The organism is Leyella stercorea (assembly GCF_021531355.1).
Lineage (GTDB): Bacteria > Bacteroidota > Bacteroidia > Bacteroidales > Bacteroidaceae > Prevotella.
In genome coordinates this window covers 1-15,197 of sequence record NZ_JADYTS010000029.1, presented here as the reverse complement: position 1 = coordinate 15,197, position 15,197 = coordinate 1, and the positions used below count along the sequence as shown (strand labels likewise).

Below are 15,197 nucleotides of genomic sequence, written 5' to 3'. Positions count from 1 at the left end.
TATTTTGCGTACATTTGCAAATCTAAGAGTCTTATTTTGGGTATACGCCCGATTTTATTAACGTAAATAACAGAGAAATATTTTCAAAAACAACCTATAAAAAATGAACAATCTCAACCAAATCATCAGCCACTTTAGCATCACTGGCACTGTGGCAGACGTTAAGCCATTAGGCAACGGACTTATCAACGACACCTACAAAATCACCACAGCCGAGGCCGATGCACCCGACTATGTGCTTCAGCGTATCAACGATTCGATATTCACCGATGTCGACTTGTTGCAGCACAACATCGAGGAGGTTACCACACATATCCGTGAGCTGCTCGTAAAGGAGGGCGCTGACGACATCGACCGTCGCGTGCTCACATTCATCAAGGCCGACAGCGGCAAGACATACATCAAGGACGAGGAAGGCAAGTTCTGGCGTATCTCGATGTTCATTCCCGACGCTGTGACAGTAGACGCTGTCAATCCCGAGTCGTCATACCATGCTGGCAAGGCATTCGGCAAGTTTGAGTCGCAGGTAGCCGACATCACCGACCGTCTGGGTGAGACCATCCCCAACTTCCACAACATGGAGCTGCGTCGCGACCAGCTGCGTCAGGCTGTCAAGGAAGACCGTGCTGGACGTGCAGCAGGCGTCAAGGACTTCATCGACGAAATCGAGAAGTATATGGACGAGATGTGTCTTGGCGAGCGCCTCTTCCGCGAGGGCAAGCTCCAGAAGCATGTATGCCACTGCGACACCAAGGTAAACAACATGATGTTCGACAAGCAGGGCCGCGTACTTTGTGTCATCGATCTCGACACCGTGATGCCTTCATTGTTCGTGAGCGACTACGGCGACTTCCTGCGCACAGCAGCCAACACCATCGCCGAGGACTCGCCCGAGTTCGACAAGATCGACTTCCGTATGGACATCTTCGAGGCTTTCACACGCGGATACGTTGAGTCGGCTTCAAGCTTCCTCACTCCGCTCGAAATCTCATTGCTGCCCTACGCTGCCGAACTGTTCCCATACATGCAGGCAGTACGCTTCCTCTGGGACTACCTCAACGGCGACCACTACTGGAAGTGCTCTTATCCCGAGCACAACCTCACACGTGCCCGCAACCAGTGGCACCTCTTCCTCAAGGCTCGTGAGCACGAGGCTGAGATGAAGAAGTTTATCGAGGAGCTGTAATACAATATTTGCATTTCTAACCGCTCAAAACTACGAGTTGAACGCACAAGGAAATCTTTGGTGCGAAATTTGTGAGTTTTGAGCGGTTAGTGATATATTGCTGATACACAATGGGTTGCGACGAATGCTGCCCAAATGCGCAATCGTCACAACTCACAAAAAGCTTCATTTTTTTGCAAAAGGAGTCCTTTTGCCCTACAACTGTAGTCGTTTTGCTCTCCAACTGTAGCCCTTTTGCCTTGCAAAAGTAGTCCATTTGCTCGGCAAAGAAGCCCCGAATCAATAAAAACATGAACAATTGACGTTGCAAAACCACAGAAAACACCATCGCAAATCTCTATAATCGATTTTTATTTTGTAACACTTTTTTACTGCCTGTACTATATTTGCATAATTAACAGGAAGGAGCGCTGTACCAACTATAAAGTACTTTATTATAATCGTATGGTTGTCTATTATTGTCTCTATTGCCGTCAATAAAAAAAGTAATGCAGTTTTCGGTTGAATGCTTGTGCAACTTTTTATACTCTTTGTGCGTCAAACATCATAGAGATATAAAAATTGAAAACAAAACAACAACGAATTATGATATTCTCAACAACTCCTACCCTTGAAGGGCATCCCATCCGTGAGTATCGCGGAGTGGTGACGGGCGAGACAATAGTCGGCGCCAATGTGTTTAAGGACTTTATGGCTGGCATACGTGATTTCTTCGGCGGTCGCAGTGGCACCTACGAGAAGGTGCTGCGTGAAGCCAAGGATTCTGCAATGCGCGAAATGGCGGAGCGTGCCGAACGAATGGGATGCAACGCCATTGTGGGCATCGACCTCGACTATGAGACAGTAGGCGAGAGCGGCTCGATGCTTATGGTGACGTGCAGCGGTACGGCTGTTGTTATTTAACGTGAGTTCGACGAATTAGAATAACGTTAATTGTCTATCTACTGCCCTTTGAACTGCAATTGTTGGTTTCTTAGGAAAGAAACAATAAGCAGCCAAAGATCCAAGAGTGTTGACAATGAAGTTATCGAATGATCTGTGCCTGGAATGTTCCACTTGTGCAATATTCTTAAGTTCGTCGTTAATGGTCTCTATGATCGCCCTCTTTCTAAGCAAGAGCCTGTCTGATATTTTCATGATAGAACCCTTCATGTTGCTTTTTAGTTTCGTGATGAGTTGTATTCCATCAACGAAAAGTCGATTGAACAGGTTCTTGCTTATATATCCTTTATCTCCTACAAGCTTGCCGTATATGAAATCCACAAACGCTTTGTATTCTAATGGTTTACGGTCGTCAATATCGCCAGGAGTTATCATGAAGTTAAGCAATTCTCCCTTTTCATTACATATAAGGTGGAGCTTAAAGCTGAAAAACCATCCCATAGAACATTTGCCTCTTTGTGCGATGCCTTTAAATGTCTTGTGAATATGGATTCTTTGGGTTCTACATACACGAAGAGGTGTGCTGTCTACGAAACTAATACCGGTACATTTTCCCATTTGGGCATCAAAAACTTTGCAGAAGTCATCCGCAATACAAAAAATTTCAGTAACTTTGTCTTCGGTGATTATAGCGATTATTGTTTGTAAACTTTTGATTTTAAGCACATTAAAGTTACAATAATTTTCGCTAATCACCAAATTTTCAGACACTTATATTTCGTCGAACTCACGTTAAATAGAACTTATAATAAAAGGAGTAAATGAATAAAGATAATCTTAGAAATACGTTTGGAGCACTTCTCTTAGGTTGCATGTTGGGCAATGTTGCTACAACAGCTAACGCTCAGAGGGTGGTGTTTCCGCAGCAGAAGCAGGCTGGAGTAGCTGCATTGAAGGCAGAAGCCCAGAAGTATGTACTCTCAAATAGTCTGTTGGAGGCTTCTTATTCTGTTGTTGACGGCAAATTGCGCTTTGATGGATGCAGTGCTATGGATTTGCTGCCGTCAAACGATCTGTTCAGTGTGCGCCTTGCCGACTGCACTGAGTTTGCTTCTTCGGATATGAAGCTCGTGAGCGTTGAGGGCGAAACATATACTGCTGATGCAAAGGCAGCCAAAGGTTCAGAGCGTTTCAACGGTAAAGGTGTTAAGGCGATATTTACTCGTGGCAACATCAAGGTGGAGTGGCGTGCTGTGTTGCGCGACGGCTCGCACTATCTGCGTACAGAGATGAGCATTTCATCAGACAAGGACGTGCGCATGGACAATATCAAGCCTATGATTTATGCCGTTGACAATAGCAAGGCTAAGTCGGCTCCCGTTGTTGTGGGCAACACTCGTGGTGCTGTACTGTTGAGCAACAAGATATTTGCAGGTCTTGAGACTCCTATGGGTGTCAATACTAATAATGTAGACCCTGCCGACATCGCTACTATCAACAACCGCGACGTAGTTCCGATGGTGGGCAACTGGGTGCGTCATACCACACTGAATGCCGGCAAGACATGGAACGTAAGCAGTGTTGTAGGTCTTGTGGCTGAGGGTCAGCCACGCCGTTCGTTCCTTGCATACAGCGAGCGCGAGCGTGCTGCTGCATGGCATCCAATGACAATCTACAACTCATGGTATGAGCTTAACATCGACCGCAACAATGCTCCCGGCAACCGTGGCAAGTACGACGCTGAGGATAAACTGAACCTCAAGGGCGACTATTCGGAGAATATGACAGCCACACAGTGCGAGGACGTAGTGAGTAACTGGAAGAAGAAGTTCTACGACGTTTACGGTAAAGCTCCCGTAGCATTTGTGTTCGATGACGGATGGGATGCTTACGGCACATGGACATTCAACCCTAACTTCCCCGAAGGATTCAAGAAGGTTGACGCTATGGCTCGCGAGATGGGCGTAGGTATCGGTGCATGGCTCGGTCCGGTTGGCGGATATGGAGCAAGTGGCGAATATCGCCGTGGTTACTGGCGCGGACGTGGTGGTATGCAGCTCAGCAACCCTGCCTATTACGACTACTTCGTAAAGTGCTCAAGCGACATGATTGACAAGTACGACTTCCGCTTCTTCAAGTACGACGGCATCAGCGCTCAGTTCTCGGCTGTAGGCCCGGACATGACCGATGCAGGACTTGAGAACTGCGAGGCAATCATCAGCATCGAGAACGATGTTCGCAAGAAGCGTAAGGACATCTTCTACAACACTACCGTTGGTACATGGGCTTCACCGTTCTGGTTTCATGTGAGCGATGCTGTATGGCGTCAGGAAGGCGACTTTGGTACTATTGGCGTTGGTGACGACCGCGAACAGTGGATTACTTATCGCGACCGCCTTGTTCATCAGAACTTCATCGACCGTTCGCCCATCTGTCCTATCAATACATTGATGACACACGGTGTAATCCTTACCCGTTTCGGTGCAGTGTCTAAGACAATGAACTATGACGGCATTGTGCGCGAGATGCGTTGTGCATTCGGTTGTGGCTCGTCAATGGTTGAGCTTTACACCGACTACAAGCTTCTCGACGAGATAAAGAACAATAAGGGCAAGAAGGGCACACTGTGGAAGCAGCTTGCTGATGGTATGGACTGGCAGCAGCGCAATGCTGATGTATTGCCCGACGTACATTGGGTAGGCGGCAATCCTTGGGACGGCAAGAAAGCCAACATCTACGGATGGGCAGCATGGAACGGCAAGAAGACAACGCTTGCTCTGCGCAATCCTGATGTTGCAGGCCAGACCCTAATAACAACCCTGCGCAAGGTGTTCGACATTCCTGCTTATATCAAGACAACCATCACCCTTCGTAGCTCATACGCCGACCAGCGCATTGGTAAGGGAGGCATTGAGGGGCTGCCCGTAGGTAAGGCTACCGACATCGACAAGCAGATAACTATCACTATGCCTAAGTCGTCGGTATTCGTATTCGAGGGCGTTGACAATGGTAAGTTCGACTTTGGAGAAGCCAACAAATAAATATTAATGGCAATATTTAGTTTATAGGTAGAAAGGGAGGAGAACCAATAGGTTTTCCTCCTAATTTTTTACACGGTTTTATCCACTACAGCGTATTTATTGGATAAAAAGCAGAAATCAACGACAATATTGACAATAACAGTTATATAACATACAAAGGAACGCAAAAAAGCTGTTCTTGCTGTTTATATGGGAGCATAGACAATCTTACTGCTTGTAAGTTAGGATTCGCTTTGAGAAGATTCGTTAGTGAATTAGCCCTCACATTGCCCTCTGCCTTCACCTCAATTGGCAACAGTTTTCCCTTATATTGTATTACAAAATCCAGTTCCAGACGTGAGTCATCTGTCTTATGGTAATATATCGGAGAGATGTTCCTGCTCTTCATTTCCTGTAATACATATTCTTCTGTCATTCCCCCTTTATATTCAGAAAAGATTTGGTTATTGACAAGAATTTGTGCAGGGTCAACATTGATAATAGCGCTGAGAGAAAGTAAGATTCTCTCAACGTTAAAATCCTGTTTGAAAACCTGCTCAACCAATTCGTTTTTGCGGCATATAATATATGCCTCTTTGGCATATTCGCGTTTGGCAAACTCACGTAAAGCCCAAGTCTTTCCCACTTGTCTCGCTCCATTCACAATCAGAGGTTTACGGTCTTTACGCTCTTTCCATTCTTTAAGTCGTTGCAATACAAGTCTTTCCATAATGTTGCTTACATTTTTCTGCACATGATTTGTAAGCAAAGATACATTTTTCTGCACATAAAAATGGTCGTTGAGTACATTTTTCTGCACATATTTCTATAAACTTAACATATTGATTTCTTATATTCCTGTTTTTATCCATTAAATTGCATCGTAGTGGATAAAAAACGGCTTTTTTATCCACTACAGCGTATTTATTGGATAAAAAGCTGTATATTTGCCATAGTTAATGTGCAATATACGAGCAAATATGAATAATATCATACAAAACCAGCGTAAGGAACGTGATGAACTATTGGCGCGTCCTTATCTCGTACGCAAGTCGAACACGGATACTTCTGTTCTCCTTGCCAATCCGATGATAAAACTTATCACCGGTCCTCGACGTGTCGGCAAATCTACATTTGCCCTGCTGATGTTGCAAGGCAGAAACTTTGCATATCTCAACTTCGACGACAACCTTCTACTGTCAGGTTGGGACGAGGAACTTGTAATGCGCACTCTCGACGAAGTGTACCCGGGCTATGAATACTTGTTGCTTGACGAGGTACAGAATCTGAAAGACTGGGACGTATGGGTGTCAAAGCTATACCGCCGTGGCAAGAATCTTGTCATTACGGGCAGCAATGCCAAGATGCTGAGCAGCGAAATGGCGACTGTGCTCACCGGACGTTATCTGCAAGTGGAAATGCTGCCATTCAGCCTTTCTGAAACAATGGAATGGAAGGGTGTTGTCGCCAAGGACAGCAACGACACGCTACATGCTGAGGCTACTGTGATAGCCGACGACTACTTGCGCAATGGAGGTTATCCCGAAACTATTGACATGCGCAGCATCACACGCAGCTATCTGTCTACATTGTTCGACTCAATAATATGGAAAGACGTGGCAAAACGCCATAATATACGCAACATTACCGACCTTAACAACCTCGCTCTTTATCTGTTGTCCAATTTCTGCAATCCGCTTTCAGCTAACGATATTGCCAAAGAACTCTCAATGACGAGCGTGACGACTACCCGTAAGTTTATGGACTATCTGCACGAACCGTATTTGTTCTATTATTTGCCTCGGTTCAATAACAAACTTAAGCTGATGAAAAAGGCTGCTACCAAGGTGTATGTCATAGACAATGGATTTGTAACGTCTAAGGCTTTCAATATAAGTGAGAACTTGGGACGCTTGTTGGAGAATGAGGTGTTCATAGAGCTGCTACGTCAGGGTTTCAAAGTAGAGATTTCGTTATTCTACTATCGTTCGCGCAACGACCGTGAAGTGGATTTCGTGACTCGTAATGGCGCACAAATCCACCAGTTGATTCAGGTGTGCTACGACATGACCTCGCCTAAAACAGAGAAACGCGAGATTACAAGTCTTATAGAATGTGCCGAAGAATTGAAATGCAACAATCTCTTGATCATCACGAATAATGACGAGAGGGAAATAAATAAAGACGGATACAACATCAAGGTTGTGCCGTTTGTTAAGTTTGCATCAGCTTATTGATAAACCTCCGCTACTTGTATGCTTGCTCAGGCTACGGCGAGGACGCCATAGCCTCCTATTGTTTGAGCGTTTCAGTATTTTTAGGTATTGCACATCAATTCATATTTTAGTTCCTTTGTAGGCTCATGTTAAGGATAATGTTTAATTATTGATATTGAAAAAATCCGACTGGCGAAGAAGAAGTAGCCAAGCCGTATGCTTTAGGCAGACGATATTGGCAGAAAGTTTTCGTTTGTTAATTTCATGTAATTACAGAAAAATTCTTTTGGGTATACAATGTAATGAGTTATTTTTGTATCTGTATAGGGAGTTTTTGGGATAATGCATAATTTCGACAATAGACGTATGAGGTTAGCATGGCTGCTGATGTTGGTGTATTTGCCAATCTTGTCACTCATGAAGCTTATTATTTACATCATCTTTTTTATAATAAAATGAAATCAAAGAATTATCAGTTGATGCTCCTTTCGGGCGCATTGACAGTCTCATTTGCGGCTCATGCAGCCGGAGTCAACAACAAGAGTATTGTGACGGACGACAACAGAGGCGTTGCTGCCTCTACCAGTAAAAGCGACGTTACGGACGAACCCGTAAAGAATACTGATGCCAACGTATACGGACACGTGAAGGATGCCAAGACGGGCGAACACCTGCCTTACGTAGTAATCCATATTAAGGGCACTACCATAGGCACGACAACCGACAAGACCGGCCACTTCTTCCTGAAGAACCTGCCTGAGGGCTCGTTTGTCATAGAGGCTAAATATATGGGGTATACCACCCAAAGCCAGAGCATAACCATCAAGCAAGACACCAGCAAGGAGCTGAACTTCACTCTTAGCCCGAGCGATTTTAGTCTCGACGAGGTGGTGGTTTCTGCCAATCGTAACGAGACCAAGCGCCGACTGGCTCCCAACTTGGTGAGCGTGATTGGTGGCAAGCTCTTCGACATCACACAGTCGACCTGCCTGGCGCAGGGACTCAACTTCCAGCCGGGCGTGCGCACCGAGGACGACTGCCAGAACTGCGGATTCACCCAGGTGCGCATCAACGGTCTTGACGGTCACTACTCGCAGATACTTGTTGATTCGCGCCCGGTATTCTCTTCTCTGAACGGTGTGTATGGTCTGGAGCAGATTCCTGCCAATATGATTGACCGTGTAGAGGTGGTTCGTGGCGGAGGCTCAGCCCTCTTCGGCGCGTCTGCCATAGGCGGCACCATCAACATCATCACCAAGGAGCCAACGCGCAATTCGGCTTCCTTAGGCCATACATTCATGTCGCAGGGTGGAGCAAATTCGTTCGACAATGTGACGACGGGCAATGTTTCGCTGGTGACCGACGACAACAAGGCTGGTGTATACGCTTACGGACAAACCCGCACCCGACAGGGTTATGACCATGATGGCGATGGCTACACGGAGTTGCCGGAACTGGACAACCAGACATTCGGTCTCAATTCCTATCTCCGCCTCAGTCCTTATTCTAAGCTTAGTCTCCAGTATCACGGCATTCACGAATTCCGCCGTGGTGGCAACAAACTCGACCAAATAGCCCATGTGGCTAATGTCGCCGAGCAGGTGGAGCACAACATCCAGGGTGGCGGACTCACCTACGACTTCTACTCTCCTGACGAGAAGAATCGTCTGTCGGCTTATTTCTCGTTCCAGACCACAGCCCGCAAGAGCTATTATGGCGGTATCGGAGAGGGAACAGAGGAGGATATTGAAGCAGCCGAGAAGGCATACGGCACTACCCACAACTTTACTTACGTGACTGGAACGCAGTATGTGCACTCGTTCGACAAGCTGCTCTTCATGCCGTCAGATCTCACCCTCGGGGCTGAGTACAACCACGATGGTCTGAAGGATGTAATCCTCGGCTACGACCGCCACTTCAAGCAGGATGTGAACATCGGAAGTTTCTTCTTCCAGAATGAGTGGAAGAACAAGCAGTGGAGTTTCCTTCTGGGTGGCCGACTGGACAAGCACAACTTGATGGATCACGTCATCTTCTCGCCGCGTGCCAATCTGCGCTTTAATCCGACAGAGAATGTGAACCTGCGACTCACCTATGCTGGCGGATTCCGTGCTCCTCAGGCATTCGATGAAGACCTGCATGTGGGCGTAGTAGGTGGCGAGCGACTGGTTACGGTATTGGCAGACAATCTGAAGGAGGAACGTTCAAACAGTTTCAGCCTTTCAGCCGACTTGTACCATAAGTTCGGCTCGGTGCAGACCAATCTTCTTATTGAAGGTTTCTACACCGACCTGAACAATGTGTTTGCACTTCGCCAGCTCAACCATCCCGACGCTCAAGGCAACACTGTGCAGGAACGCTACAATGCCTATGGTGCCAAGGTGTTCGGACTTAACCTGGAGGCTAAGGCGATGTTCACTCGCTGGTTTACGCTTCAGGCAGGACTCACTCTGCAGCAGAGCCATTACGATGAGGCGATTGCGTGGAACGACGAGGTGCCTGAGCAGAAGTACAGGAAGATGATGCGTACTCCTAACACCTATGGCTATTTCACGGCAAGCTTTACCCCAGTGAAGCGTTTCACGGCATCGGTTACGGGCAATTATACGGGCAGCATGCTCGTTGGCCATTCGGCTGGTTCGGGTGTAGAGGAGCCAGTGGCTGTGAATACTCCTAAGTTTATGGAGGTAAACATGAAACTGGCTTACGACTTCCCTATCTATAAGTATCTCACGCTTCAGGTGAACGGTGGTATCCAGAACATCACCAATGCTTATCAGAATGATTTCGACAAGGGTTGGAACCGTGATTCCGGCTACATATATGGTCCTTCGCTCCCAAGAAGTTATTATGTAGGAGTGAAGGTTAGCTACTAATGAATTGTAAATAAAAAAAGCGGGTGTTCCAAACATCATTTTGTTAGGAACACCCGCTAATTGTTTTGTTACTGTTCTGTCCAGTCAGGATTCTGCGCTATGCCGTGGTATTTGATTTCGCTCCATGGCAGAGGCAGGTAGTACTGTCGCTTGGTGAAGTATCTTACCTTCTCGGGCGACTTGTTCAAATTGCTGATGGTGTACTTAGTAGTTGTCGCATCGCCATTGGTAGTCACGTCGACGCGCATCGCCTTAAGCGGATTTGACGAACCGTTCATCTTTTCCTCTGCTATTCCCCAGCGGAACAGGTCCCAATATGTAGTCTCCTCGAAAGCCATCTCCACGCGGCGCTCGTTCATGATGCTCTCCATTGTGACGTTGTCGATGTCGGGCATGTGTACACGCTGACGAGTCTTGTTAAGATACTCCTTGGCAAGGGCGGTATTGCCCAGATTGTAGCACACCTCGGCGTAGTCGAGCAGAGCTTCGGCATAGCGCCAGATAATGAAGTTCTGCTTGCTGCCGTAGGTGTCGTTGTTGTCGATGACCTGACTCTTGTCTATAAACTTGCCCATGTAGTAGCCCGTCTTGCTGACACCAGCCGAGTAAGCCGAACCGTAGGCTGTGAGGTCTACGCCCGCCTTGTTGTTGGTGTAGTGGATGTCCATCACGTGGTTGCGGTAGGTGCATCCGTCGTACAGGATGTTGGCATAGAATCGGTAGTCGCGGTTGTCGTAGGGATGCTCGGCATCGTAGGTCTTGCCAGCCTGCATGCCGTACTCGTCCACATGGTTCTGTGTGGGAGTGTAGGCAGCCGTGTTGCCGGTGAAGAAGGGCGATGCAGCGTCGCGGTCGAGCTTATGTCCGAACTTGTTTGCGAAGTCGCCGTCGTCAGAGTGCTGCACCTCGAATATCGACTCCTGCGAGTTCTTGGTGAGGAAAATGTTGCGATACTCCTCACGTATGCCGTCTTGCGTAGTGGCGCTGATAGGGATGAGGCTGTACTGCTTCAGAGCGAACAGTTGCTCGTAGGTCTGCTTAGCCTTCTCGAGCATCTGGCGCGACTGGTCGTCGGCAAAGCCGAGATAGGTCTTGTCGGCATCCTTGTTCTGGAACACCTTGCTCGAAGCCCACATGTAGGTCTTTGCCTTGAGCATCAGTGCAGCGCCCAGTGTGGCACGTCCCGTCTCTGATGCGGCATGCACCTGCGGCAGATACTTGGCTGCCTCGTCAGCCTCGGCTACTATGAAGTCGACCATCTGCTGATAGCTGGCACGTGGGAATTTCTCCTCCTTGATGAGCGGGTTGTAGGTATGGTCGATGAGCGTCACGCCGCCGAACATTCGCCACAGCATATAATAGTAGTAGCCACGCATGAAGTGTGCCTCGCCAATGATGCGGTTCTTCTGTTCGCCGTTGCTCACCTCGCCCAGATTCTCAAACAGGGTGTTGATAGACTGTATCTGTGTGAAGTACTTGCTCCATTGAGTGGCAGCCCAGTTGGTTATCTGTGTCTCGTTGCCCTTCAGTATGTCGCCATATCCGGCGTTGAAGTAGGTGCTCTTGCCCACAGTAATCTGATCGCCAAACCACGGCATGAAATATCTCGAACGGCTCTTGGCAAACGATATGCTCGGCACGTATATGTCGAAGCCGTTGCTCATGTTGCGATACCATGAGTTCTCGTATTCGTCGAGAAGCTGTGGGTTTTTCCATATCGACTTCTCCGAAATCTGATTGATAGGAGCATCGTTGAAGAGGCTGTCGCAGCTGGTGGTGAGTGTAGTGGCAGCAGCCAGTGCAACGGCCGATAGTATTTTGTTGAAACGTATATTCATATTCTATATGTTATGTTAGATATAGTGTTAAGACCGTCTGACGGTTAGAAGCCCAAATTGAGCGACAAACCGTATGAGCGCTGGATAGGATAGCCGCGCAGCGACTCGGGGTCCATGCTCTTCAGACTGCTTATGGTGAACACGTTGCTTGCCTGCAAGGCTATGCTCAACGACTGGAGGCTCATCTTCTTGACGATGTTTCCGGGGAAAGTGTAGCCGAGGTTGACCAGCTTGAGGCGCACGAAGTTGCAGTCCTGAATCCAGAATGTCGACGACTTGAGGTTGTTGTCGTTTCGAGTGGCTACCTTCACACGCGGATAACGGGCGTTGGGATTGCTCTCGCTCCAGCTGTCGGTGAGGTGATACTTCTGGAACTTGGGCAGTGTGCCGTTCTCCAGAGTGTAGTTGTCGCTTATCGACTGCTTGTATCCCAGCTCGCCCTGGAACATTGCGTTGAGGAAGAATCCTTTGTATTGCATTCCCAGACGGAAGCTGATGTCCATTTCGGGGTAAGACGAGTTCTTTACGTAGACGTAGTCTTCCGAGTTGAGTTTGCCGTCGTGGTTCTGGTCGATATACTTGATGTCGCCAGGTGCCAGCGTAGAGTTGCCGCGTCCGTCTTGGTCAAGTTCCCAGTTGTCAATCTCCTCCTGGCTCTTGAAGAGGCCTGCCGACTCGTACATAGTCCATACCATGCTGCTCTTGCCTTTGCGTCGCAGGTTGGGTGTCTGGCTGCTCTCGTCGCCGTAGTCGAGATACTTGTCATCGCTTTTCGACAGATTGAGCGACATGTTGTATTTGAATTTGCCGATGGTGTTCTTATGAGTGATGGTGAAATCCCATCCCCATGCCTTCAGCTTACTGAAGTTCATCGAAGGATAGGCACCGTCTGTACCGGTAGAAGGCGGGAAGAGATAGCTCGGGGCAGATGTAATCTTGTTGGTCTGATAGCGTACGAAGTAGTCGAACGACATACCTATGCGTCCGTCCCAGAATCCCATGTCCACTCCGACGTTGTAGTCGTGGGTCTTGCCCCATGAAAGTTCGGTGTTGGGATAGGACATCATTGTGAAGCCCGGACGGAATATGCCTGTGCTTGAACCCTTGCTGCCGAAGCTGTAGCCGTAGCCCGGCGACTCGGTGTAGTTCTTCAGATAAGAGTAGGCACCTACAGTGCCGTCGTTGCCAAGCCATCCGGTAGAAGCTCTGAGCTTGAAGTTTGACAGCACCTTCTGGTTCCATGCCTTGAAGAATTCCTCGTTAGACACAACCCACGAACCTGATATTGAGGGGAAGAAACCCCAACGGTTGGACGGAGCGAAATTTGTTGAGCCGTCAACGCGGAAGCTGAACTCGGCAAAGTACTTGTTTGAGTATCCGTAGTTGAGACGTCCGATCATTGATGCGCGTTCGTTGATTGACTCGTCGCCCGATAGTGTAGAACTCTTGGCTGTGCCCATAGTCTCGGGCACCGAAGTCTTGTCGAGGTTCTTGCCACGCATATACTGGTTGTTCAGTCGCTGATAGTTCACCACGAATGTTGCGCCTACGTTGTGCTTTGCAGCAAAGGTGTTGTTGTAGTTGAGGCCTGCCTCGTACAGCTGACTGTTGTAGAAGCGGTCGGTCTGTTCAAGAGTTGTCTTTGCTTTGGGGTAGACTGTGTTCTTGTCGATGGCAAACTCCTCTGTTGTGGCGTTGTAGGTGTACAGCGTTACGGGTGTGTCATAACGCTTTTCGATGCGGTGGTTGTCGTCGAATGTGCCGCGCAGATAGGCGTTGAGGCCCTTTATCCATGGCAATTGCCAGTTAAGATTGACATTGATGGTACTGATCTTGGCGTTGTCCTTGATGTATCCGCCCAGTCCACGCAGGTTGATGAGCGGGTTTTTGCCGTCGAGACTCGCCAGTTCTCCGTTCGTATATTCAAACACCTGGAGCGGAGAATAGCTGTAGGCAGCATCGAGTGTGGTGTAGCTACTGTTCTTTGACTGTGAGCTTGAACCGCTATAGTCTACCGACAGTACAAGTCCCTTTGTCAATGTAGCGTCGAGTTTCATCGAATAGTTGAGTCGGTCGCGTCCAACGCCGCTATACAGACCCTTGGATGTGGCATAACCCAGCGACAGATAGTACTTTACAAACTGGTTGCCGCCACTTGCCGACACGGCGTGAGTGGTAGAATAGCCCGTCTTGTCGAGATAGTCGAGCAGGTCGGTGTCGCCATAAACGTTCGGATTGGAGTGTGTTCGTATTTGCTCAAGCTGCTCGGGGGTGTACGGAGTGAGTGTGCTTGAGGCAGTATTCTCAATAGCCTTGTTGCGCAACTGGGCAAACTCGTAGGCGTTGAGAAATTCTGGCAGCTTGGTAGCTTCCTGCAGATTGTATTGTCCGCGATAGTTGACGCGCAGCTTCTGGTTGGCGTCGGCACGTTTGGTCTGAACCAGGATTACGCCGTTGGCAGCACGCGAACCGTACACGGCAGCGGCAGCGGCATCCTTGAGCACGGTGATGCTCTCGATGTCGTCGGGGTTGAGGTCAGACAGTCGGGTCTCGCCGTCGGAGGTATTGGTGCCGAATCTTGGCACGCCATCGATTACGAGCAATGGGTTGGCGTTGATACCTCGGATGTGCATGTCCGATTCCTTAGCGGTGCTGGGGTCGCCCGTCGACGCCATCACCTGTAGTCCTGCCACCTGTCCGCTGAGCGCGTTGTCGAGGTTGGCGGTAGGCATCATGAGCAGGTCGGTTGATTTAATAGTTTCGATAGATCCGGTGATAGACGACTTCTTCTGAATGCCGTAGCCGACTACAACGAACTCGTCCAGCTTCTGGGCATCCTCGTCCATCTTTATCTCGAGCTTCTTTCCCTGCTGCACGTTCACCTCTTGGGTCTTGTAACCAAGAAACGAAACCACCAGCTTACCCTTATGCATTGGAATGCTGAAGTTACCGTTGACATCGGTTATAGCGGCAATCTTGGTGTCCAGCCATCTCACGTTGGCTCCCGTGATGGGTTCGCCTCCCTGGTCAATCACCTTGCCCTGCACCATAGTTTGGGCGGCTGCAAACTGACATATATATAAGAAAGCAAGCAAGAGAGCCATTTTCAGATGGCGGAATGTACTTTTGTTTTCTATCATGATACTATTTGGAAAATGTTGAATATAAAGAAAAACGGG

9 protein-coding genes are annotated in these 15,197 nt (G+C 48.3%); 5 read left to right on the top strand and 4 right to left on the bottom strand.

The genetic code is table 11. The annotated features are described in order from the left end of the window. Positions 1-103: 103 nt before the first annotated feature. Complete coding sequence (locus I6E38_RS07835; RefSeq protein ID WP_235393440.1) at positions 104-1,186, top strand: phosphotransferase enzyme family protein; 1,083 nt, start codon at positions 104-106, stop codon at positions 1,184-1,186. Positions 1,187-1,771: 585 nt separating this feature from the next. Continuing rightward, positions 1,772-2,089 carry a heavy metal-binding domain-containing protein gene (locus I6E38_RS07830; protein WP_235393439.1) on the top strand — a complete coding sequence of 106 codons (318 nt, stop codon included), beginning with the start codon at positions 1,772-1,774 and terminating at the stop codon, positions 2,087-2,089. 15 nt (positions 2,090-2,104) lie between these two features. On the opposite strand, the gene I6E38_RS07825 is transcribed toward I6E38_RS07830, so the two are convergent. Then, positions 2,105-2,758: an IS982 family transposase gene (locus I6E38_RS07825; RefSeq protein WP_235393462.1), complete on the bottom strand. Its 654-nt coding sequence runs from the start codon at positions 2,756-2,758 to the stop codon at positions 2,105-2,107. Between the two features lie 131 nt (positions 2,759-2,889). Between I6E38_RS07825 and I6E38_RS07820 the strand changes: the two genes are divergently transcribed. Continuing rightward, positions 2,890-5,109 carry an alpha-galactosidase gene (locus tag I6E38_RS07820; protein WP_235393438.1) on the top strand — a complete coding sequence of 740 codons (2,220 nt, stop codon included), beginning with the start codon at positions 2,890-2,892 and terminating at the stop codon, positions 5,107-5,109. A gap of 142 nt (positions 5,110-5,251) precedes the next feature. On the opposite strand, the gene I6E38_RS07815 is transcribed toward I6E38_RS07820, so the two are convergent. Continuing rightward, positions 5,252-5,818, bottom strand: coding sequence for a DUF4143 domain-containing protein (locus tag I6E38_RS07815; protein ID WP_235393437.1), 567 nt, complete (start codon positions 5,816-5,818; stop codon positions 5,252-5,254). A gap of 250 nt (positions 5,819-6,068) precedes the next feature. On the opposite strand from I6E38_RS07815, the gene I6E38_RS07810 reads away from it, so the two are divergent. Both I6E38_RS07810 and I6E38_RS07805 read left to right on the top strand, forming a co-directional pair. Continuing rightward, positions 6,069-7,325 (top strand): ATP-binding protein, encoded by a 1,257-nt coding sequence (locus I6E38_RS07810; RefSeq protein WP_235393436.1) that lies wholly within the window; start codon positions 6,069-6,071, stop codon positions 7,323-7,325. A gap of 434 nt (positions 7,326-7,759) precedes the next feature. Continuing rightward, positions 7,760-10,180, top strand: a complete 2,421-nt coding sequence (locus I6E38_RS07805) for a TonB-dependent receptor (protein ID WP_235393435.1) — start codon at positions 7,760-7,762, stop codon at positions 10,178-10,180. 68 nt (positions 10,181-10,248) lie between these two features. Here I6E38_RS07805 and I6E38_RS07800 read toward each other — a convergent pair whose 3' ends face one another. Together I6E38_RS07800 and I6E38_RS07795 are read right to left on the bottom strand one after the other, a co-directional pair. Then, positions 10,249-12,018, bottom strand: a complete 1,770-nt coding sequence (locus I6E38_RS07800; protein WP_235393434.1) for a RagB/SusD family nutrient uptake outer membrane protein — start codon at positions 12,016-12,018, stop codon at positions 10,249-10,251. Between the two features lie 44 nt (positions 12,019-12,062). After that, a complete protein-coding gene (locus tag I6E38_RS07795) occupies positions 12,063-15,122 on the bottom strand; it encodes a SusC/RagA family TonB-linked outer membrane protein (protein WP_235393461.1) in 3,060 nt (1,019 codons plus the stop codon). Between the last annotated feature and the right edge of the window lie 75 nt (positions 15,123-15,197).